At 54.1% G+C, this 22,972-nt stretch carries 13 protein-coding genes; 6 read left to right on the plus strand and 7 right to left on the minus strand.

Annotation, left to right across the window (positions count from 1 at the left end; genetic code table 11):
* Positions 1 to 39: 39 nt before the first annotated feature.
* The gene (locus KP814_RS09205; protein WP_216736498.1) at positions 40 to 5,292 is read left to right on the plus strand and encodes a DNA repair ATPase; all 5,253 of its coding nucleotides are present in this window, start codon (positions 40 to 42) and stop codon (positions 5,290 to 5,292) included.
* Positions 5,293 to 5,353: 61 nt separating this feature from the next.
* On the opposite strand, the gene KP814_RS09210 is transcribed toward KP814_RS09205, so the two are convergent.
* The 6 genes from KP814_RS09210 to KP814_RS09235 all read right to left on the minus strand — a co-directional run bounded on the left by KP814_RS09210 (position 5,354) and on the right by KP814_RS09235 (position 11,695).
* Entirely contained in the window at positions 5,354 to 5,905 is a 552-nt protein-coding gene (locus KP814_RS09210) for a zf-TFIIB domain-containing protein (RefSeq protein ID WP_216736499.1), read from the minus strand.
* A gap of 1,168 nt (positions 5,906 to 7,073) precedes the next feature.
* A complete protein-coding gene (locus KP814_RS09215) occupies positions 7,074 to 7,445 on the minus strand; it encodes a hypothetical protein (RefSeq protein ID WP_216736500.1) in 372 nt (123 codons plus the stop codon).
* 117 nt (positions 7,446 to 7,562) lie between these two features.
* Positions 7,563 to 9,227 carry a pyridoxal-dependent aspartate 1-decarboxylase PanP gene (gene panP, locus KP814_RS09220; protein ID WP_216736501.1) on the minus strand — a complete coding sequence of 555 codons (1,665 nt, stop codon included), beginning with the start codon at positions 9,225 to 9,227 and terminating at the stop codon, positions 7,563 to 7,565.
* Between the two features lie 229 nt (positions 9,228 to 9,456).
* Positions 9,457 to 9,738 carry a DUF503 domain-containing protein gene (locus KP814_RS09225; RefSeq protein ID WP_216736502.1) on the minus strand — a complete coding sequence of 94 codons (282 nt, stop codon included), beginning with the start codon at positions 9,736 to 9,738 and terminating at the stop codon, positions 9,457 to 9,459.
* Between the two features lie 29 nt (positions 9,739 to 9,767).
* Positions 9,768 to 10,829, minus strand: coding sequence for a thioredoxin domain-containing protein (locus KP814_RS09230; RefSeq protein WP_216736503.1), 1,062 nt, complete (start codon positions 10,827 to 10,829; stop codon positions 9,768 to 9,770).
* Between the two features lie 212 nt (positions 10,830 to 11,041).
* On the minus strand, positions 11,042 to 11,695 hold the full coding sequence (locus KP814_RS09235; RefSeq protein WP_216736504.1) for a TetR/AcrR family transcriptional regulator: 654 nt from the start codon (positions 11,693 to 11,695) through the stop codon (positions 11,042 to 11,044).
* Positions 11,696 to 11,993: 298 nt separating this feature from the next.
* On the opposite strand from KP814_RS09235, the gene KP814_RS09240 reads away from it, so the two are divergent.
* The 3 genes from KP814_RS09240 (at position 11,994) to KP814_RS09250 (ending at position 17,339) form a co-directional block, all read left to right on the plus strand.
* Entirely contained in the window at positions 11,994 to 15,737 is a 3,744-nt protein-coding gene (locus KP814_RS09240; RefSeq protein WP_216736505.1) for a DUF1631 family protein, read from the plus strand.
* Between the two features lie 273 nt (positions 15,738 to 16,010).
* The gene (locus KP814_RS09245) at positions 16,011 to 16,280 is read left to right on the plus strand and encodes a hypothetical protein (RefSeq protein WP_216736506.1); all 270 of its coding nucleotides are present in this window, start codon (positions 16,011 to 16,013) and stop codon (positions 16,278 to 16,280) included.
* Between the two features lie 264 nt (positions 16,281 to 16,544).
* Positions 16,545 to 17,339, plus strand: a complete 795-nt coding sequence (locus KP814_RS09250) for a DUF3592 domain-containing protein (RefSeq protein WP_216736507.1) — start codon at positions 16,545 to 16,547, stop codon at positions 17,337 to 17,339.
* A gap of 70 nt (positions 17,340 to 17,409) precedes the next feature.
* Here the strand turns inward: KP814_RS09250 and KP814_RS09255 are convergent, their stop codons facing one another.
* Positions 17,410 to 19,596, minus strand: a complete 2,187-nt coding sequence (locus KP814_RS09255; protein WP_216736508.1) for an FAD-dependent oxidoreductase — start codon at positions 19,594 to 19,596, stop codon at positions 17,410 to 17,412.
* 184 nt (positions 19,597 to 19,780) lie between these two features.
* Between KP814_RS09255 and hemB the strand changes: the two genes are divergently transcribed.
* On the plus strand, positions 19,781 to 20,788 hold the full coding sequence (gene hemB / locus KP814_RS09260) for a porphobilinogen synthase (protein ID WP_216736509.1): 1,008 nt from the start codon (positions 19,781 to 19,783) through the stop codon (positions 20,786 to 20,788).
* Positions 20,789 to 20,816: 28 nt separating this feature from the next.
* Positions 20,817 to 22,955, plus strand: coding sequence for a polyphosphate kinase 1 (ppk1, locus tag KP814_RS09265; protein WP_216736510.1), 2,139 nt, complete (start codon positions 20,817 to 20,819; stop codon positions 22,953 to 22,955).
* The last annotated feature ends 17 nt before the right edge of the window (positions 22,956 to 22,972 follow it).

The raw sequence follows: 22,972 nt of genomic DNA on the forward strand, positions 1-22,972 counted from the left end.
GGCCTGATCTGATAGAACCGCAGTTTGGATGGAGTCTTTATGACATCGCAAACCAATGATCTGGTTGAAAACGCCGTTGCTGAAGGAGGCGCCTACGAAGTCTTGCGCAAACGCCTTCAGGAACAGGGGCTTCGCCTGCGCGAACTGGTGGAGGCGCTTAACAAGGAGCGTCTGCAGGAGTTCGGCAGTTCTGATATGGATATCCTCAGTCGTATCCGGGTGCGTACCGAAAATAATTGCGTCGCCCGTGACATCGTTCGGGTTGGGGACTTTCTGTTATTCGGATACAACGTTTTTATCGGCCTGAAGAAAGAAACCAAAGTTTCTGATGTCTTTGCGTTGTATCAACTGACTGAAACTGAGCAGGGATTGGAGCTCAGCGAGCATTCTTCAGACGGAACCTTTCTGGCGGACGCCAAGTTCCTCTCTGATTTTAATGAACTGTATACATACTATAAAAACGCCAAGTTGCTGCAGTTGGTGGTGCGCCAGGGGCGTCTGCTGGCGGCGTTTCAAATCGGCGAGCGGTTGGAAGACCTGCGAGTTTTCCAATGGGCGGTTAATGCCGCCGGCGAGGTGGAGAGCTACATCGACAACCGCGGCGAGCGCTATATCCAACTGCCTCCCCGCCATGATTTTGAATGGATTGAGATCAAACGGGAGCAAGTGGTCGAGGGGCTGCATCCACATATCAATATCCTCGACACGCTGTTCGTCGATAACATTCGCGGCGACCTGACGTTCAAGATTGAAAATAACACCCGCACCGGCGAAGGCATTTTTTCCGATCCAGTTGACGATGAAAATCAGTCTCTGGACGACGGCCAGTTTTTTTACGCGGAAGTGGGTGAGCTGATCCTGATAAAGGTCCTGCCATATCGGGAAGAGAGCTGGCGTTACTATGTTTTCAACAAGCGCCTCAGCAAAGTGACGCGCATTGACGCCATCGGGCAGTCCTGCGTTCAATTGCCGGAAGATCATGGTCTGATGTTCCCCGGCGGCTATTATCTGGAAACCGGCGAACTTAAGCACTTTGACGAAGAGATTGACGGCTTTCGCTTCAAACGCGCGATTCGTTCGCCAAACGGCGAGGACGTGCTGTTTGTCTTCTATGAAATACCCCAGGGCATCAGCGGCTTATACAGCTATAACCTGATTACCAAATCCCTGCAGAACCCCATCGTCGGTCACGGCTACGCGCTGCTTAACGACGGTCGGATGGTGGTGTTCACGGCGGACGACGAGCCGACGCGCATTCATCCCATGCAGGTTTGGAAGACCCCTTACTTCAGTGAGACGTTCGCGGAGCAGGAAACCGCCAGTCAAACGTTTCTGGGGCGTATCGGCAACAAGGAGCTGGTGCGCGGTATTTCCGATCTGCTCAGCATTTGTCGTCTGGTGGAGCAGAATGTCGCCTCTTTCGAGCACTACAATTCGCTCATCAAATCCGCCATGCGATTGTTCGATCAGTATTACTGGTTGGACTCCAAAGAGTTGGCGGAAGTGCACGGGTTATTGAAGGAGCTGGTCGCCAGCGGCGAGCTGGTGCTGGACGAGTATGAAAAGGTCGCGTCGATTCAGGATAGTTCGCGCACTGCGTTGGAACAGGCGGCGGCGGATAAGAAAAAGCTGATTCAAAGCCTGTCGCCGGAATCCTGGAGCCAGCCGGGAGATTTCGTCAACGCGCTGGACGCGGCCCGCAAGTTGCGCGGCAGACTGATGACGCTGCGTGATTACCGTTATATCGATCTCTCTGCGATCGACGCAATGGAAGCTGAGTTGGTGGAGACCGAGCAGGAGCTGGCGGAGGAAACCGTCAAGTTCCTGGCGACCCCCAAAGCGCTTGATGGCTATTACGAGCGCCTGGAGGAGCTAACGGAGAAGGCGGAAAAACTGGAAACCCGCGCCGAGCTGAAACCCTTGCTGGAAGAATTCGGCGCAATCAGCGCCGGGCTGGATTTGCTGTCGGAGCTGGTGGCGACGCTGGAAGTGGAGGACGCCGTACAGCGCACGCATATCATCGACGGTATTTCCGAGCTGTACGCCAAGATCAACCAGCAGAAAGCCAAGGTTCAGAACAAAGCCAAGTCGCTGGGTTCGAAAGAGGCGACTGCGCAATTCGCGGCGCAGTTCCGCTTGTTTGAGCAAAGCCTCAGCAATGCTCTCGGTCTGGCGGATACGCCGGATAAATGCGACGAGCTGCTGTCACGGCTGCTGAACCAATTGCAGGAGCTGGAAGGACAATTCGGCGAATTTGATGAGTTTCTGGGCGACATCCTCGCTAAGCGTGATGAAGTGTATGACGCCTTCGACAAGCATAAGCAGCGTCTGATCGAAGAACGTCAACGCAAGACGCACACACTGGCGGACGCCGCCGGGCGCATTCTGGAAAGCGTCGGCAAGCGCTGTCAGCGCTTCCAGCAAATGGATGAGGTGAACACCTTCTTCGCATCCGATGCGCTGGCGCAGAAAGTCCGGCAAATAGTGAAGCAGTTGCGTGAGCTGGGTGATCAAATCGCCGCAGACGACCTGGAAAGCCGCCTGAAATCCGCCAAGGAGCAAGCGGTAAGAGGACTGCGGGACAAAACGGACATTTTCGAAGAGGGCGGCAAGGTCATCAAGTTAGGGCCGCGTCACCGCTTCAGCGTTAATACGCAGGAACTGGATCTGTCCATTTTGCCCAGGGACGACAAGCTGTTCATTCATGTGACCGGTAGCGATTACTACCAGCCGATTGACGATGCGGAGCTGGATGCCTGCCGTCGTTATTGGGATATGACGCTGATATCGGAAACGCCGGATGTGTATCGCGCGGAGTTTCTGGCGCACCGTTTTCTGGAGCGTCTCAGCGATCCCAAAGAAGTCGCCTTCAAGGATAAGGTCATGCAGGCGTTGGCGGCCGGGGATGAGATACAGCCGTTTGTCACTGAATTCGCCGGTCCTCGCTATAAAGAAGGTTATGAAAAAGGCATTCATGATCATGATGCGGCGCTGGTTCTGGCGAAGATTCTGCCAGTCATCAATCAGGCGCAGCTGTTGAAATATACCGGTCGAATTCGGGCGCTGGCCTGCCTGTTCTGGTCGGCCTGGCAGTATGATGAAGGCAGCGTCGCCCGTCGTGCGCAGGCCCGCGCGGCGCAGATCATGCTGGATGTGTTGAACAGCCCTCAGGCGATGTCGCAGTTACAAGGCGCATTGGGAGAGAAGCTGGCGCAATTTGTGGCGCAACAGCGTCTGAACTTCAGTGAGGTGGATATCGCGCAGGCGGCGGCTTATTTGGCGGCTGAATTGGGCAAAGATGCGCTCGCATTCGAAACCGGCAAGTACGCCCTGGATTGCTATGAGCGCATGAAACTCAATCTGCAGACCTCCAATGCCTGGAATATGCTGCAGGAGAGTATGAAGTCTCTGGGCGGCGACCTGGGCGCGCGCTGGCGCTTGGGGCAGAGCTGGCTGCAGGCGTTCATCCAGTCTACGGGGCAGGCGTTCGAGGATTTTCATTACGAAGCGGTGGCGATTCTGGCGGCGGAGCAGGAAATCCCCAGGGATAAGCGTGAGGTCGACTTACGCTTCACCGTATCCGGATTGCTGGGTTCGCATCCGCGGATCAAGGAGCAAGCGCTGCAGCTGGCGTTAGACGACTTTATGGCGCGTATGACTCGGCATGTTGAAGAGGACATCGCCGGTTATGAGCGTTTCCTCAAATTGCGCCAGCAGAAGCTGGATCAGGCTCGTAAGATGCTGCGTCTAAGTGAACTCAAGCCTCGGCCGTTGACCTCGTTCGTACGCAACAAGCTGATCAATGACCACTATCTGAAATTCATTGGCGATAACCTCGCCAAGCAGATGGGGACCGTTGGCGAAAGCAAGCGTACGGATAATATGGGCTTGCTGATGATGATATCCCCGCCGGGATACGGTAAGACCACTTTGATGGAGTATACCGCCAGCCGTTTGGGGCTGACGTTCGTCAAAGTGAACTGTCCCTCTCTGGGCCATGACGTGGTCTCGCTGGACCCCGAAAAGGCGCCGCACTCGACGGCCAGACAGGAGTTGATCAAGCTGAACTTTGGTTTTGAGCTGGCCAACAACGTCATGCTGTATCTGGACGATATCCAGCATACGCATCCAGAGTTTCTGCAGAAATTTATCTCCCTCTGCGATGGCACGCGAAGAGTGGAGGGGGTCTGGAACGGAGAAACCCGGACCTACGACCTGCGCGGCAAGAAGTTCTGCATCGTCATGGCGGGCAACCCCTACACGGAGAGCGGTGAAACGTTCAAAGTACCGGATATGCTCGCCAACCGGGCTGACATCTATAACCTTGGCGACGTTCTTGGCGGCATGGAAGACGCCTTTGCGATGAGCTATATCGAGAACGCGATGACGTCCAACCCCGTCTTGGCGCCGCTGGCGACCCGGGATATGGAGGACTTCTACAAATTCATTGATGCCGCCAAAGGCCGAGAAGTCGCCGCGACGGATATGAAGCACACCTATAGCGGCGCTGAGTTCAAAGAAGTAGTCGATGTATTGGGCAAGCTGATGGATGTGCAAAAAGTCGTGTTGCGGGTTAATCAGGAATACATTCGCAGCAGCGCCCAGGCTGACGCTTACCGCTCCGAGCCAACATTTAAGTTGCAGGGAAGTTATCGCAACATGAATAAGTTGGCGGAAAAAATCACCTCGGTGATGACTGGGGATGAACTACAACAACTGTTGGAAGACCACTATCAAGGAGAGTCTCAGTTGTTAACCCAGGGGGCGGAAGAGAACCTGCTGAAGCTGGCGGAATTGCGTGGGACGCTGACGGCTGAGCAACAAACCCGTTGGTCAGCGATCAAAGAAGAGTTCGCTAAAAATCGGGGCCTGAAGGACATGGATGCGTCACAGCAGGCGGTGCGCCAACTGCGGGAAATGACGGATGGATTGAGTCGTCTTACTGAGGTTGTCGGTCAAAGGAATGAACCTGCTTTGCCGGTGGAAGCGCCCAAGGATCATTCCGCTGATGTGGTCAAGCAACTGGCCAGAATGGTCAAGGCCATGAGCGAGTTGAAAGACGCTGCGCCAAAAGTGGATGTGGCGCCCAAAGTGGAAGTCGTCAACCAACCCATGCCTGGACTGGATAAAATTCTCGCGACTCTGGCTGACACCATTCAAAACAGTATTTATCCCCTGGTAAAAACGATGGATGGTAAGCTGCAGTTGGACCTGGAAACCCATAAGCGCATGGCGGACTTGAACGCAAAAATAGAGAGTCTGCGACTTGAGCTGAAAAAACCGGAAGCTTAGCCGGCGGGAAAGGCGGATTCTGTTGATAAACAAAAGCGGGCGTTAAGCCCGCTTTTTTATGTTACCGGTTGGCGGAGTAGGGATCTTTCGCCAGTAGATAAGCGATCATTGATTTCTGTTTGGACTGTTTGTCCAGCCATTCGCGAATCTCTCGTAGTTTGGCGTATTCTTCTTTGCCGAACTCTTCTTCATATAACGCTTCGAAGACATCGCGAGCTTTGCTTTCGCGAATCTTGCGCTGCCAGGGATCGGTGAAAATCGCATTCAACTTGGTGGCGAGTCCTTCCCGCTTCAGCAGTTCCCATTCGCCTTTATCCAACCACATGGCGAGAATTTCCGGGCTGAGGTCGAGTCGGTGATCAGTATTTTTTGAAATACGATACTTCAACATCAGACGGCCGGTTTTGGGGCAGAGCAGCGCTTTTTTGGAGTCTTCCGCATTAACTGCGAGATCAAAGTCCACTTCGCTTAAAGAATGCTCTGAGTTTAACCAGCGAAGGTAATCCTGCAGATAAATCAGGGTTCCGCCGCAGTTATCGCAGATATGGCAGGCTAGTAAGTCTTCGAGGAAACCGGGCTTTAGTGCGCCTGAGTTACAGCTTGTGCATTTCATGGAATGGTCTTCCTATAGTAGAGGCTGTCTTGAGGAAAAGCATAAACTGGCGGCTTTTCACTCCGCGCCGCGACAGGATTCGCGCGGACGCCTTTATATTGGAGCGCGGCCAAAAGAAGGGACTCAAATGCGATCTTCTGACCGTCCTGTATTCCTGGGGGCGCGCTCAAATACGAAACGGTATTGTATTAACTCAGGGCAGGAAACGACAGGGCCAAATGGCTAAACGTCGCTGGAATCGGAGCGTTCGATCACTGGGGAAAAGTATTATCAATAAGCCGGGAGGGAAAGCCGCCATGAAAGCGGAATATTGCGCTAGCCCTGACTTCGCCTGCAACTGGCGGATACTGCTGCCAGTGTTAGAGCAGGCGTAAAAGGGGCGCTGATCACGAAAACCTAATTGGTTTCGTTGTTCAGCACTAACGTTCTTTTCCTTTTCACAACAACCTTCGGCGTGTGGGCCGGGGCTGACCTGCCGCCATAATAATGGCCTCGGTCTTCTGTCCTTGCAGTACTTTCAATGGCGGATTTAGACTCGCGTATAAGTTGGCATACTTGAACCGGCGACAGGTGCTTGGGTACCTGGATAGGTCTCAGCTCCACAATTTCCCCGTTCCGTAGTTCAAATGCCATTTCGAAACCACTTATATGACGAGCTATATTGAGTTTTGAATCAATGTTCCATTCCATGTGATTCACGCTCCGTAGTTTTTCTGGTTATCTAGGGTGTTGCCGGTAGACGAGGCCGCCTCCATACGATTTAAGTGGGCCTTACCAAACCTGGAAGGCGTCCTTTGCTGGAAAGTCGAAGAGGGCGTGAGAGCCTTCCACGATACTCCAAACAAGACCTGGATGATCCCGCAAGGGGGCGTCCACGAACTGGCCGGAACGGCTAGTATAGACACTTACGCGGCGAATAATAACAACGACTGTGTAACAGGATGTATCCCGGCAAAAGCGGCGCCAGGATAATTAGGTGAGCGGCGTTCAGTTTTACTGTGACGCGCCAATGATTTGTACGACGGAAAAAGCGTCGATATGGCTGTTATCTTAGCAGGAATATCTTCTTTATGTGTGTGGCTAATGTAAAAACATGTCAAAACCCGTCGCCGCCAGATTCGTCTGCTTCAGGCTGCAGGGGGGGACGAATCGCCGCGTCGTAGCGCTGTTAAAAATAGACGTCGTCAGGATTGAATCGGTAGTCGCCCATGTTTTGCTTACGCTCTTGGCGCAGCTTTCGTACTTGCGCCTGAGCTTGCAGGCCCCAGATGCTGACGGCGTTCTCAAGGAGATCAAAATTGATGTTCAGCAGTGACCCCGCTATTGCGTTCATCGCGGCGCGGGCTTGCATGAAGCTGTGATAGGGGCCTTGCAGTTTCACCTTTACTGCGGGTTTGCTTTCCTGCCCCGCCAGTGCGATCAGGGTGTAAGTGGCGTCGCCTGTATCTTTGATAAATAACTCTACCCGTTGCCGGTCATTGCCCGAGAGGGCGCAGAATTTGGCGTCGTCAGCAAGAGGGGAACGGTAATCCAGACGCATAAGCTTCTCCCATAGTGATACTGCCGGGAAGCCTTTAATGTGCACTGAATTATTGGTGGGCGCAATGATATTGATCGAATTTTGCGCTGTTTTACCGTTTTTCAGGAATGCGGCGTCTCAGGACGCCGCTGCTTTGGCCGTTGGAATCGCGCAGAGATGTCGCAGTTCATCCATGCGATCAGTGAGAAGATCCTCTGCTGCGATAGCCCGTTGCTCCTCAAGAATGTCCTGCAGAATTTCCGCTGTCGTCAGCGGATTCGCCAGCACTACCCTGAAGACAACACAAGCCTGCCCATCATAAGCGGCGGGATTGAGCCGCGTACGGGAAACGAATGCTTTGCCCCGCGCCCGCTGGGTTTTCTGAATGCCTTTGGTGATTCGGCTCAGGCAGTCGTTAATGGCCTGCTGGCGCTCTTCATCGGCCAACTCCAGGGCTTGTCTCACCCAGGCGGGACAATATCGATAGGTGAGAATGTTGAGTTCTGGTTCACTGATGAGCTCGAAGTCGTCGGCCTGATTGATCATCGACGCGAAGGCTTTGGCTTTTTCGATGCCGAGGTCGATCAGAATCTCGTAACCCGTGCGGCCAATGATTTTCAAGCCGGACTGGATGAGCATGGCCATGCCGGGCCGCGAACCTTCCAGTGTTTTACTGCCGAGGTCGCGAGACCCCTGACGAATGATGTACTGGGCGTGATGCTCAATGGCGTTGCTGGTGGATGGGTTCTTGAACACGACCAACCCAGCGCCCATTGGCACATAAAGCTGTTTATGGGCGTCCATAGTGACGGAGTCCGCCAGCTCGATGCCTTTCAGCAAGTGCCTGTAATTATTGGAGAATAAAGTGGGGCCGCCCCATGCTGCGTCAACATGGAAGTAGGTGTTGAACTCTTTGGCGATGGCGGCCATTTCCTCCAGCGGATCAATGTTACCGGTTTCCGTTGTGCCGGCGATGCCTACCAGACTGATGATGCGCACTTTGGCGTCCCGCAGCTCTTCGCAGGTGGCGCGCAAGGCTTGCAGGTCGATTTTGTTATTGGGGCCGGTCGGGATGGCGATGATATTGTCGCTGCCCAGACCAAGCAGGTCGGCGGACTTACTGAGAGAATAGTGGCCCCGTTTGGAGACCAGCACCGCCGCGCCTTCATAACCGTAGTGCTTCAGGGCCTTGAACATGCCTTCGCGGCGTACGCCTTTGAAGACGGAGTCGGCAGGAAAGCACAGGTTCCTCGCTACCCAGAGCGCCGTGATGTTGGCCACCGTACCGCCAGAGCACATACTGCCCAGCGCCGCGCTGCTATTATGCATCCACTCATGGTAATAGGCGTCGTCTCTGTCATAGACAAGCCGATGCATCATCCCAATAACCTGACGCTCTAACGGCGTAAACGCCTTAGAGGTCTCCGTTTTCACCAGATTCTGGTTCAGCGCGATCATGATTTTCGACAGCGGCAGCATGAAATAAGGCAGCGCCGACGTCATATGACCGATAAAACTGGGGGAGGCTGTGTGCACGGACTGGGAAACGAGCTTATCCAGTAGGAACTGGGTTTGCTCGGAGACGAACACGGGCTCTTCCGGAATGCGGGACTCGGCGAAGTCTTTTTCCATTTCGCTGAGATCTTTTTCCACCGCCACAATGTGATCCTGTAGGAATCCGGCCAGATTCTGTGAGATTTTCTGGTCGATTCGTCCCAGTGTGGAATTCGGCGCCTCGGGGATGGTGAACACCCGATACATGGTTTCCAAACTGGCTTTGGCGATTTTTTTGGTCTTCGACATAGGACCCCGCTACCGCTTAATGGCGCTTTCGGGACGCGCGGAGTCGCCCCCGCGTGTCCAGCAACAATATTCCTGGGCTCTGGTCTGGCCGCAGGGGGCGGACCGAGCCGACGCGCAAGTATAGAGGTTGTCAAATACAAGCGCCAGTCGCCCGATATTACACCAGTTAGCTGCTGTTTTGCATCAATCCGGCATCCAGTCGAGCCCACCGATATGGGGCTCGGTCGCCTTACAACGGCTCTTGTTCGAAAAGCGTAATGCGCGCGTCCAAACTTCGCGCCAGTGTTTGCTCAAGTTGCGACAGGTGTCTGTCCGCTGTCGCCCGGTTAGGCGCCAGCAGAATTAACGTCCACTCGCCAGTTTGCAAGGCGTCTGTCTGTCCGGACTCGATAATCGCCAAGTGCGGTTGTCGCCCCAGTTTCTCGCGAACGCCGCTGGTGCGCTGGCGTTTTTCTTTTAGCGACGCGCACCCTTGTAGCTGAAACTCTAACCTGATGACGAAACCGTGCATGACGCGACCCGTATAATCTTGTTATTGCCTCAGCCTGCGCGGGAGCGGGCCACGGCTGCATTGACGGCTTCTTCCAACGCGGCTTCCAGGTTATCTCCATGGAATGGGAGGCCATTGATGAAGATTGCAGGCGTGCCGCGCAATCCCAGCGCCATCGCCTGATTTTGTTCTTTTTCCACGAACTGCACGGCTTCTGGGCTGGAGGCGCACTCTTCGATTTTAGCTCCGTCAAGACCAAGATTTTCTGCGACGCCAGCCACGGAGGCCTCGTTTAGTTTACCTTCATAGTCAAAGAAGGCGTCATGGAACTCCCAGTATTTGTCCTGCTTGCCGGCGCAGTAGGCGACCTGAGCCAGATACACGGACGTTTTTCCGGTCACCGGAAAGTCCACCATGGTCCAGCGTACGCGATCGCTTTGTTTCTCAAGTATTTTGCGTAAGGTATGCGAGGCGTGCTTGCAATGAGGACAACGAAAATCCGCAAACTCAACAATACTGACGGGAGCCTGGGCGGCGCCACGGACGGGGTAGCCTTCCAGTTGCAGGTCTGCGACGGGAGCATTGGGCTCAACCAAGTGCAAACTGAGCTGTCCCTGCTTCTTCAGACTTGCGATGAGGTCGTGTTCTGCACGTTGTAGGCGGTCTTTCTGCAGGGCGTCCTTGATCGCGTCTTTGATTTCGTAGAAAGGGCGCTGAATTTGCTGTTTGTTGGCTTCAAAAAACTGTGAGACTTCTTCGTCAGTGACAGGTTTGATTTCAATCAACTCATTACGAATCTGCTCTTTGGAAACATTCCGCGCCTTCGCCAGGTTTTGAAAATGCGCCTGAAGCGCAGCGTTTTCCAGAATTTGTGACTTACGTTCAAAAACCTGCTGCTCAAGCTCGAATAACGCGGCGGCCTCGGCATACGGCAGTTGCTCAGGCGTATATTCCTCGCCCTGTAGTGTGAACAACGAATCGCCTGCCGTTGGGGCTGACAGGGCGCCTTGAGAGAAACGGGCCGAGTGCAGTAGCGTGGCGATCAAGAGACCAAGCGCAAACATAATTACGCCGATATAAAGAGCGGGAACCGGTTTTTTCTGAGTAGCCATGAGCGTTTTTGGTGGGGTCTAGTCTAATTGGTTGATATTAATATGCCATCGATTGCGATAAATAATTGTTGATCCGCGTCAGGACCTTACTTGAGAGCCATGGCATTCTGACAGACCTGTCAGGCCTGCGCCAGTAGCGTTCCGGCTTGTTTTAGGCGATCATTGCGCCCCTCTAAGGGCATTGTTTAAAACATGACGGAGAGTTTTTGTTATCAGCGCTTTGGAATAGGCCCGACTGCATTAATGCAGAATTCTGCAATATCCATGACGATCGGGTGGTCTGCGGTGATGGGCGGTTGCATGTCGCTGCTTAGGCCGGGGACGTAGGACTTGATCTGTTCGGCGAGGGGGCCGATCAGGGATTCCGCCAAAGCGCCAACCAGCGCTGCGCCGCTGACCTCCGGGTTCTGTGGACGTAGCGCCGCTGACTTGACGCCTTCCGCTATGGTTTGGCTGAAGAGTTCTGCGTAAGCCTGGCGGTAGTTCAGACGTTCTTGGTCCAGCACCGGGTCCACTGGCTCTGCTATGAGCGCATAAGCCAGGCGTCTGCCGCGCAAGGCCCGGCGCGCGAAGGTGGCGATTGCAAGACGCAGACGGACCTCAATGCCGCCCGGCGCGTTGAGAGAGGCGGCGACCTGATCCACTTCGCGTTGGGTGACATGGCGAAAGACTTCGGCGCAGAGCGTGGATTTGTCCGGAAAGTAGCGATACACAGTTCCTGTGGCGACGCCGGCGCGAGCGGCGATAGCCGCTACAGAGGCTCCTTTGAAGCCGGCTTCGGAAATGAGTTCCTCCGCGGCTTTGAACAGGCGCAATTTGATGGTTTCTTTGCGCGCCCGCACTTTCTCTGTTTCTCGGTAAGCCATGGGGCGATTGACGCGGTCTGTTGCAGTAAGGGAAAAGTAAGTGCGTGAAAGTATTACGAAGTTTCAATAAATATAAAAGAGGTTTCCTTCCCTGATGAGTTGTTCCCCGCAGTAAGCCGCGACGGATTTTCCCATGCGGCGTCAGATTGACGCTCCATCGGAAAATCCGTCGCCCAGGAATGTCCGGTGATAATCGACTTCTGTAAATTCGGCGGCCCAAGGGGCTGGCGGTTGCTGAATCGTGGGCGATGACTAAACTGATTTAAGGGAACCTTCATATGACGCCCGTATTGTTTTGATGCAAAACAACAAACGCCAACACCCCCGTTATTCGCTGCAACATGAGGCGCTTATCGTGGCCAAAGGGTTCACCCCTGCTTCCTGCGGGGTGGCCAACATTTGTGCTGGCGGTATGTTGTTGTCCGATATTGATTCGGAGAAGCTGGCCCATCATTTGAGGGAAAAGCCCGACTGCCGGGTGGAAGTACATATTTTCTGCCAATACAATGGTAGTGAGCATCATCTCCGGTTGCTGGCCGACACCCGCAGGGTGGAGGGGCGTAAAGTGGGGATTGAGTTTCTGCAGTCCCAGCCGCAGCTGGTGGAAATGATGCTCAAGATCCGGCAAAGCGCGCCCAACATGCCTTCCTATACTACCCGCAGCAAACGACAGAAGCTGAAGGAATGGTTTGAGAATGCGGCGGAACGCCTCATCGGCAACATGCTGGAAACATTCTTCACCAATATCGAAACTGAGTTGAATACCCGCATCGCCTCCAGCGCGGTGTTGCGTGACATCAATGCGTTTCGGGACGCGAAAGTCCTGTTTACTCAGGGACGCAAAAAATTCAAAAAAGATTTCATCGAGCACTGGCATCAGGAACTGGATTTACTCTTCGGCGCTCGTCCCATGGGCGAGTGGACATCCAGCGAGCTGGAGTTAGTGGATAAGACGCAGTTCGAGGACTGGTTGGAAGTGCAAATGGTGGCGACCGCAGTAGCGAACCGACAGCGCACCCGTCTGTTCATGCTGAACCAGATGCTCAGTCAGGTATCCGGTAAGGATATTGATGACCGCTGGAACCCGATTGGACCGGCGGTGCTTTGTCAGTGCCTGCATTACGCAGTGAACTCTCTGCAGACGCCGGATCCAGCGAAGCCGGTGCTTTATCTGGCGTTTGAACGTTTGCTTTCGCGAGAGTTGGGAGATTCTTCCGACGAATTTATTGATATGTTCAAGTCGCATGGTCTTAAAGCCGTGCCCTTGGATCAGATGCGTACGAACTGGTCGGAAGGCCGCGCCAAACAGCGCTCGCCGGAACCAAAAGTCATCGAAGGCGCCGCTTCGGATCTGGATAGTTTGGATTTCTCTCAGGACGCCCCTGTCGCTTCAGCGCCTTTGCATCCCAGAATGCGCGCGCCTCGCGGCAGCATCCTCAGTCTGGTCAGGATGCAGCGCGGAGGGTATACGCCTTCACGAGGCGTGTCAGAGCCCGGCGCGGACTACGAGTATGGCGCAACCCAGCTTCTGCAGGATTTACAGCAAAATCAGCGCGAACTCTTAGGTTCTCTGGCGCAGCAGGATGGAACCATTCGGGAAGTAGTCGAGATTATGGCGGAAGGCGGGCGTGTGCATATGCCTTCCGATTCGCAGGAAGTCTGGGATCGCGTTGATCTGGTTGACCGTATTTTCGCGCCCCTTTCCTCGCGTAATATGCCGACAGAATTGAAAGGGCTGATCAACCAGCTGCGTATGCCGTTGCTGTTTTTGCTGCTGAAAGACAGCTCTTTCCTGGATGACAGCCGCCATCCCGCCCGCAGCGTGCTCAACCATTTTATGGCTCTGGCTTCCGCAGACCGGGTATCCAGCAAGAGCCTGGAAAAAGTGCTCAATGAAGTCATTGATGAGCTTTCCGCTGGCCGGTTGGATGCGGCGTTGCTGGAGTCGGTCTCCACCCGGCTGGAGCAACTGGTGGAGCGGCAGGAGCGCGCCTTCGTTCGCAACGCGGAACGCATCGCCAAGACCTGTGAGGGCCGCGACCGCCTGAAGCGGGCGCGCAAGGCAGTTTCGCGACGTATCAGCACGCTTTTGGCGGGCGCCCAGGTGGCGGACGTTGTACTGGAGTTGCTGGCGGCGGGATGGGAAAACTTTATGGTGCTGGCGCTGCTGAAAGAAGGCGGCGATAGCGACAGCGTAGCGGACTACTTCGCCGTTATTGAGCAGTTGCACGACTGGCTTGGTAAAGATAACGACAGCGAGGACCTGGCGTTTGAGCGCGAGCTTGAAGGTCCCGCTATGCTGGATTTGATTGAAAAAGAACTGGCCAGCAGCCCGGACCCCCAGAAGGCCTCCGCCGTTTGCAAAAAGTTACGCGCCATATTTGCAGATGATTTGGCGGTTACTTACACTTTGGTCGCCGCTTACCCCACTACCGATGAAGCCGATGAAATCGGCGCTGAGAGCGATTCTGAGCTGGCGGAGCGCTGGCAGGAAAGAGCGCACCAGTTGCAGGTGGGGGATTGGGTGGAAATGTGCGAGGCGGATACTTCTCAACGCATGCGTCTGGTGTGGGTTGGTGAGGATGCTTATAAATTTGTCTTTCTAACCCCCCAGGGTTTACATGAGGTGCACTTGGACTATAGCGATTTGGTGACAAAGATGGATCGGGGGCAGCTTGCGCGTGTGCAAGAGGGAGAAGTACCTTTTGTCGACCAAAGCCTTTACTCAATCGTCCAGGACCTCTACCACAAGATGGCCATTCAGGCCGTTCACGACCCGCTTACCGGGTGCATGCACCGGCACGAATTCGAAAAGCAACTGCAGTATCTCTCCACCTGGGTGAAAAACAACGACGAAACTGCGGCGCTGATCGTTTTTGATATTGATCAGTTTGGCGCAATCAACAGCAACTACGGCAACGCCATTGGCGACCGGCTACTGCGCGACTTCAGCCTGCTGGTTGATAGCTGGCTGGATGAGTTGCGTATTGAACTTAAGTTGGGACGTATCGGCGGCAATGAGTTCGCCCTTTTGGTTTCTCCTGCAAGCCAGGATGTCGCGTTGGACGCGGCGGAGCGAGTCTGCAAGCAGTTTTCCAAACATCGCTTTGAAGCCGGGGAAGGGCACTTCTCCGCAGCGCTCAGTGTCGGCGTCGTCATGATTAATGGCTCCAGTACTGACGCCAGCGCCTTATTGAATCACGCCAGTCTGGCGTGCCGCTCCGCCAAGCGCGCGGGCGGCAGCCGGGTAAAACTGTTCCTGGAAGAAGACCGCGATCAGGTATTCCAGCAGGAAGTCCTGCATTGGGTTTCCCGGATAGATCAGGCGATAGACGATTGCGATCTGTGGTTACGCGCTCAGCGTATTCAGTCGATGGATAAATCCAGCGATGAGCATTTCTATGAAATTTTGCTGGGTCTGAACGACCAGAACGGCAAACCGATTTCTCCTGCCGCCTTTATTGAGGCTGGAGAGCGTTATAAGCGCTCCATATACATTGATCGCTGGGTGGTGGATAACGTGCTTGCCTGGATGCGCGCCAATCCCGCCAAGCTGGAAAACATGGGCGGTTTCACCATCAACCTGTCAGGACATTCGCTCAGTGACGACGGCTTCTTGGAGTTTCTTGAAGGCCACTTCCGTAAAGGCGGTTTTCCTGCGCAGAAAGTGTGTTTCGAAATCACTGAAACCGCTGCGGTCGCCAGTCTGCACTACACCGCTGACTTTATCCGTGAGCTGAAACGCACTGGCTGCCGCTTCGCGTTGGATGATTTCGGTACGGGCTTCTCTTCCTACGCCTATTTGCAAAGTCTGCCCGTAGACTTTCTTAAGATTGACGGTGTGTTTGTCCGCGATATACACGAGAACATGACCAATTACGCTATGGTGCGCTCCATTAATGAGCTGGGACGCTTTATGGGCATGGCGACGATCGCCGAGTGCGTGGAGAGCGTGGAAGTGCTCGAAGCCTTGAGTGAAATCGGCGTGGACTGGGTGCAAGGGTATATCGTTGGTAAACCGGTTCCATTGCTGGATCTTTAACTCCCGCCTTACTACATTTTCCTCTTAGTCTGCGGTATCCCCCCTATATTTTGTGTTCTGCGCTTTTGTGACGGGATGTGAGGTTTTGCGTTATGACGACCGGCCTCAATCCCTTGTCCGCCAATGCTTACAGAAAATCACAGTTTGATACAAAATTCTTCTCATAGAACATTTGCAGAGTTTCATGGCTCAACTATAAATAGGTTGAAAATTCCCAGAGGACATAACAACAAAGGATAGCGACCACCTACTCTGTCTTTTGGAGGTAACCCCATGAGCGACATTGATAACGACGACTTTGAGGAACTGGAGCCGACCTACGATTCAGGCGCGGCTGATTCTGATGATGAGAGCCCTGCTGTTAAACAGGCGGCGGATTCAGAGTCTCAGTCGCTTGCTATAAAGAACAAGATTCGGGAGCAATTGCATAGCGATATTGAAGCCTTCCTTCAACGTGGAGGTCAGGTGCAAACCATCGCTAACGACGTGCGCGCGGATCCGCCTCGAAAACCGGATATGCAGTACGGTAGCAACCCTATTTAACGATATAGTTGTGTGGCGAAATGAGGCCCGTTTCGATGCCAGGTAGGCGTCGGACGGGTGACTCGGCGCTTACGGGTTTTGCTATTAAGTCTTTGTTCTGATTGTCAATAATATTTCCTCTCCTTGCTTTTCTTTAATTCCTTGCCTGAGACCTGCGTCACGCTATTGCTGTGAGATTTTTCCTTCTTTATACTCTCCCTTCGCAGCGTGCACTCATCAAATAATAAATTGCGTTGAAAACAAGATAATAATAAGGAAAACACAATGGACGTCCTGATTCTGCTTATGGGCCTTACGCTCATTACTGCAGGGTGGGTCCTGATATGGGAGTTCACCCGGTTTCTCCACTGCGCTTACGCCGTTCAAGGGCGCGTCGTCTCGCTTGAGCCCGGTTATGGCATGCGCAAAAAAAACGCGCAGCCAGGCAAAGCGTCATACAGCTTTTTTCCTGTTATCGAATATCAATGGCAAGGCGATAGAATTCGCTTCACTTCTCTTGACGATAAATGTATCGCTGGTCTGCAGATTGGCGACCAAGTTCAACTCTCGTTCTCCCGCTCTCGTCGCAAGCACACTCGTATCGGCCGTCTAGTGGCGCTGATGATCGCCTCTATGACCATGCTGGTCGCCGGTATTCTTGGCGGCGCCATGCTGTTAGGGCAGCAGGTGGATGTGTTGCATATCCTGCTGGGGTCGGTGGTGTTGGCTATTTGCCTGTTTATCATTGTGCTCTACCTGCGTCAGCAGGATGAAACCGCCGCTGACAGTGTTCATCACGTGCGCCGTCGCGTGCTTAACTGCGTGTTTCTGCAGGAGCCCACCAATGTATGTCATTGGCGCGCTTTATTTACCAATCGCAGACAGCGTCGCCGCATTTGGGCGTCCCGGGTGCTGGGTGGAGGCTGTCTGGCGACGGGAGCATTTCTGTTTGCGGCCGCTTTTTTCCTTGGCGGCGCTGGATTAGCCCCGCAATTATCGGGCGGCGAGTTCACAGCGGATGCCGAGTTTGTTCAACCTGCGACAAGCCGCGTCGTGCAGCATACGGTGATTAGAAACTAGGGGCGCTAACTGAGTTGGAGGAGGGCGGCTCTTTCTCCGTTTGCCGAGCGCCGCCCAAACTGCCTCCGCACTAAACTTCGTTGTTGCTTTGCCCTAATGCAGAGTTCATATCGGTATCGCTCTTGCGCCGCCAGCGGTGCCATTTCTCCAGCCATTGCAACGCTTTTTGCGGTGCGTGCGCGCGTTTCCACTCGCCAGCGGCGTATTTATTGGTTTCTGACAAAGTCGGGTAGATGTGGATAACCCCCAGGATTTTGTTGAGGCCAATGCCATGCTTCATTGCGGTGATGTACTCCGTAATCAGCTCGCCCGCATGGTAACCGACGATAGCGGCCCCGAGGATTTTGTCTTTTCCGGGGACGGTCAATACTTTGATAAATCCATGCGCTTCACTGTCGGCGATAGCGCGGTCCAGGTCGTCAATGCCATAACGGGTGACTTCGTAGGGAATATTGCGAGCGATAGCGTCCTGCTCATTCAATCCAACGCGCGCGACCTCGGGGTCAGTGAAAGTCGCCCAGGGGATCACCCGGTAGTCTGCTCTGAATTTTCGAAAGACGCCAAACAGGCTGTTTACCGCTGCGTACCAGGCCTGGTGGGCGGCAGTGTGGGTAAATTGATAAGGGCCTGCGACATCGCCTGCTGCGTAGATCGTCGGTATTTCTGTCTGTAAGTACTCATTTACTCTTAGCGTTCCGTCTTTATTGACGTTTAGCTGTAGTTTTTCCAGGCCCAGGTTGCTGGTGTTGGCTTTGCGCCCGACCGCCAGCAGCACTTTATCGAAGGCGAGTTCTATTTCCTCTCCGTCCTTTTCACAGACCAACAAGCTGTTTCCAGAGGCGTCTCGCTTGAATGCTTTTGCGCTATAGCCCAAGCGCAAGTCAACGCCCTCGTTACGAAAACGCGCCTCCACCGCTGCGGATACATCCGCATCTTCTCTTGGCATCAGTCGGGGGGACATGTCCAGTTGCGTGACCTTGACGCCCAGGCGATGAAACGCCTGGGTGAGTTCGCAGCCAATAGGCCCTCCGCCGATGATCAGTAGACGCTCTGGCTTGTCGCGCAGGCTCCAGATTGTATCGGAGGTGTAATACTCCACTGAGTCCAGGCCCGGAATTGGCGGGATAAAAGGGCGAGCTCCGGTTGCGATGACGATATTGCGAGTAGTCAAAACCTGCCCGTTTACCTTTACCCGGTAAGGATCGAGGATAGTCGCTTCGCCTTCGAGGCACTCAACGCCCAGGTCGGTGTAACGCTGCACGGAGTCGTGAGGCTCAACCTGCTTGATCACGGACTGCACGCGCTCCATGACAGCGGCGAAATCCACGGTAGGGCTACTGGTTTGCACGCCAAACTCACCAGCGCGTTCGACATAATTGGCGATCTTTGCTGACCTGATTAACGCTTTACTGGGCACGCATCCCGTGTTCAGGCAGTCTCCACCCATTTTGTGCTTTTCAATAAGGGTGACTTTGGCTTTTACCGCCGCAGCGATGTAGGACGTCACCAGCCCCGCCGCGCCGGCGCCAATAACCACCAGATTACGATCAAAGTGAGCGGGCTTATCCACTCCCGCCAAGGCTTTGCGCGCTTTCAGCGCGTCGAGGATGCGGCGGGCGATAAAAGGAAATATTCCCAGCAGTACGAAAGATGCAATCAGTCCTGGAGTCAAAATACCTGAAGCGGATTGCACTTGTCCGAGTTGAGTGCCTGCGTTGACGTACACAATGGTGCCGGGGAGCATGCCTAACTGACTGACCCAGAAAAAAGTGCGGGTTTTAATTGGCGTTAGCCCCATAACAAGATTAATGACGAAAAACGGAAATAGCGGCACCAACCGGAGCCCAAACAAGTACATCGCCCCCTCTCGCTCGACGCCGGCGTTAATAGCTTGCAGCGAGTCGCCGAATCTGCCCTGCACCCAGTCGCGCAGGGAAAGACGAGAAACTAAAAAGGCGACGGTGGAGCCGATTACGCTGGCGAATGACACCAGTAAGGTCCCTTCGAACAGTCCAAAAACAGCGCCGCCAACCAGGGTCAAAACAGTCGCCGCCGGCAAAGACAGACCTGTAACCACTACATAGACGAGAAAATATATGGCGGCGGCGGTGAAGGGGTTGGCTGTAGTGTAGGCGGATATCGCCTCCCGTTGCTCCGCAAAATACTCGAGGCTGAAGTAGCGGTTGAGATCGAACAGGAAAAATGCGCCGATCAGCAACGCCAACAGCAATAACAGGCCAAGTCTTTTTGCTTTCATGTCTTATTTCCGAAACCCAAAGGCGTTAAAAAGTCAGTGATGAAATAGACCTCGTACTGAGGAGAATAGTTCAATTTATCTTGCCTGAAATCCCTTCTCTGAGGTGAGGAAATGGCGTGGCGCTCATGAAAACAAAGGCTTATCATGATGCGATAAATTTTCTGACAGCATAGAGGGCGATTACGTGGCATTTACCCCCCGTCAATATCCGGCTGTGCGCATGAGACGCATGCGTTACGATAACTTTTCCCGTCGACTGATGCGCGAGACCACGCTTACCGTCGATGACCTGATCTACCCGATGTTTGTTCTTCCTGGCCAGGAGAAGGCGCAGAAGATTGATTCTATGCCAGGAATTGAGCGGGTCAACGTCGAGGATTTGTTGCGTGAGGCGGAGGAACTGGTGGGCTTGGGGATTCCCGCTATCGCTTTGTTTCCTGTGATCCCGGCTGCTGGCAAAAGCGAGAACGCAGCGGAGGCCTATAATCCTGAAGGACTGGTCCCGACAGCGATACGGGCGCTTAAAAGCCGTTTTCCCGAACTGGGCGTGATCACCGACGTGGCCCTGGACCCTTACACCACGCATGGGCAGGACGGCCTGATTAACGACAAAGGTTATGTGCTCAATGATGAGACTGTAGAAGTACTTGTCAAACAAGGCCTTACCCATGCTGAAGCGGGCGCGGACGTCGTAGCTCCGTCGGATATGATGGACGGACGCATCGGCGAGTTGCGCGGCGCTTTGGAAAAACAAAGCTATATTAATACAAGGATACTCGCTTATTCGGCGAAGTATGCGTCCGCTTATTATGGGCCATTCCGTGACGCGGTCGGCTCGGCGGCCAATCTGGGGAAAAGCGATAAATTCAGCTATCAGATGGACCCCGCCAACAGCGATGAGGCCATGCAGGAAATCGCGCTGGATTTGGCCGAAGGCGCTGACATGATCATGGTCAAGCCTGGTATGCCCTACCTCGATATAGTGCGTCGAGCCAAATCCGAGTTTCAGGTTCCGACATTTGTATATCAGGTCAGCGGCGAATACGCCATGCATATGGCGGCGGCCCAGCAGGGCTGGTTGAACGAGACCGCGGTGATGATGGAGTCGCTGACCTGCATCAAGCGCGCCGGCTCCGATGGGATTTTGACCTATTTCGCCAAGAAGGCGGCGCAACATTTAAAACAGACATAACCAACAAACGCTTAAGGATTACAGTTTCATGAGTACCGATTCGACAACGGTTGCCGTTAATGATGTGTTAGAAGGGGAGGCTGACTCCTCACAGGTCCCTGTGATAGACCTGAACAGTTCCGAGTATTTCTTCAACCGTGAACTGAGCCATCTGCAGTTTAACGCCCGAGTGTTGAATCAGGTCTTGGATTCTTCCCACCCGCTGCTGATGAGGCTGATGTTTTCATGCATCTTCAGCAGCAACATGGACGAATTTTTCGAGATTCGTGTGGCGGGCCTTAAGCAACAGATCAAATATGGACGGGAAACGGTCGGCGCTGATGGTATGTCGCCAGCGCAGACCTTACAGCACATCGCTGAGCAGGCGCACAAGCTGGTCGAGCAGCAATACAGTGAGCTGAACGATGTGATGATTCCCGCTCTGGAGCAGGAGAACATCTTCTTTCTGCGCCGCGCAGACTGGACGCCGACCCAGCGAGATTGGGTGGCTCAGTACTTCGAGCGCGAATTGCTGCCAGTCATCAACCCCATTGGACTGGACCCCAGCCACCCCTTCCCCCGTCTGGTCAATAAAAGTCTGAACTTTATCGTTGAGCTGGACGGCAAAGACGCTTTTGGTCGTGAGACAGGTATGGCGATCGTCCCGGCTCCGCGTTCATTACCAAGATTGGTGCGGTTACCAGACGAAGTCTGCGAAGGCGGCGATAACCTGATTTTCCTTTCCTCCGTCATTCACGCTCATGCCGACGACTTGTTCCCTGGTATGACGGTGAAGGGCATGTACCAGTTCCGCATTACTCGTAACGCGGACTTGGTGCTGGAAGAAGACGATATGGAAGACTTGGCGCAGGCATTGCGCGGGGAGCTGCTCAGCCGTCGTTTTGGCGATGCGGTGCGGTTGGAGGTGGCGGATAACTGCCCTGAAGAACTGGTGCAGTTTTTGTTGCAAGAGTTCGGTCTGACGGAGACGGAGTGTTATCGCGTTGCGGGCCCGGTAAACCTGACGCGTTTGCTTGCCGTAAATGACTTCGTTAACCGGCCTGATCTGCAATACCCCGGATTCACCCCAGGTTTGCCCAAAGAAATGCGGCATAAAGAAAACCTGTTCGAGGTCGTCGCCAAGCAGGATATTCTGCTGCTGCATCCATTTCAGAGTTTTACGCCGGTCATTGACCTGCTGCGTCAAGCTGCGAAAGACCCCAATGTGCTGGCGATTCGCCAGACGCTGTATCGCTCCGGCAGCCAGTCTGAAATAGTCGCGGCGTTGGCGGATGCGGCTCGTCGAGGCAAGGAAGTGACGGCGGTTATCGAGCTGCGCGCCCGTTTCGACGAGGCGGAAAACCTGGAGCTGGCGAGTCGCCTGCAGGAGGCGGGGGTGATTGTGGTATATGGCGTGGTGGGCTTTAAAACTCACGCCAAAATGATTCTGATCGTCCGTCGCGAGGAAGGCCAGTTGCGGCGCTATGTGCATCTCGGTACTGGCAACTACCACGCCAGCAACGCCAGACTTTACACGGACTACAGCCTGCTGACCGCTGAGAACGCCCTGTGTGAGGATGTGCATAGGATATTCCTGCAGCTGACCGGAATGGGCAAAGCGCTCAAAATCAGGAAGCTGTTCCATGCGCCGTTCACGTTGCATGACAAATTGCTTGGACTGATCAGTCGTGAAGCGGAAAACGCCAGAGCGGGTAAAGAGGCGTATATCCTCGCCAAGTTCAATGCGCTGACCGAACCCAAAGTCATCACGGCCCTGTATGAAGCGTCCCAGGCCGGGGTGCGCATTGATCTGCTTATTCGCGGCATTTGCTGCTTGCGTCCGGGGATTCCCGGAGTGTCTGAAAATATCCAGGTGCGTTCGGTTGTCGGACGTTTTCTGGAACATACGCGCGCGTTTTATTTCCACAATCATGGCAAGTACGAAGTGTACGCTTCCAGCGCGGATTGGATGGTGCGCAATCTGTTGAATCGGGTGGAGACCTGTTTCCCCATCGAGCGAAAAGAGTTGGCGGAGCGTATCAAAAGTGAGCTGGACGCCTATTTGCGGGATAACTCCAACGCCTGGCTTCTGCAGCCGGATGGCTCCTATGAGCGCAAGGTGATGGAAGAGGGTGAAGAGCGCTTCAACGCCCAGAACTTTTTGCTTACTCAGTTGGCTTCCGTCTAGGAAGCCCTCTCCGTAAT

The sequence above is a fragment of the Hahella sp. HN01 genome (genome assembly GCF_018986435.1).
Lineage (GTDB): Bacteria > Pseudomonadota > Gammaproteobacteria > Pseudomonadales > Oleiphilaceae > Hahella.